Source organism: Shewanella sp. Sh95 (assembly GCF_001308045.1).
In the GTDB taxonomy this organism is placed as follows: domain Bacteria; phylum Pseudomonadota; class Gammaproteobacteria; order Enterobacterales; family Shewanellaceae; genus Shewanella; species Shewanella xiamenensis.
The window spans coordinates 1-325 of the sequence record NZ_LGYY01000256.1; the positions used below are offsets into that span (position 1 = coordinate 1).

The following is a 325-nucleotide window of genomic DNA, read 5'->3' on the forward strand; positions in this document are numbered from 1 at the left end:
CCGCCTTCAGCAAAGTCGGCATGGTTGATGGTGACTTGGAGCTGTACGCCATCACCGTTGATTTCGGCTTGCGTGAGTGAGCCATCACCTGGATTGCCGTCATCGACGATCAATACGGTCGGGGCATTCGGGGCGGTTTCATCCGCCACGGTTGCAGTGTCAGAGCCTGGGCCTGAGGTGTTGTTGGCTGCATCGGTTTGGGTCGCGGTGACCGTGATGCTGCCACCTTCACCCGGGGCGGTTTCCGTCCAGCTGATAACGCCGGTGGTGGCGTTGTAGCTGTAGCCTGTCGCCGGAGTGCCGTCACCCCACTGCCCCCCCCCGT

General features: G+C 62.2%; 1 protein-coding gene. It reads right to left on the reverse strand.

Annotated features, from left to right (window positions below):
* Positions 1–325: hypothetical protein (locus AEA42_RS22740; RefSeq protein WP_197278461.1), on the reverse strand; the 325-nt coding region annotated here is incomplete at both ends.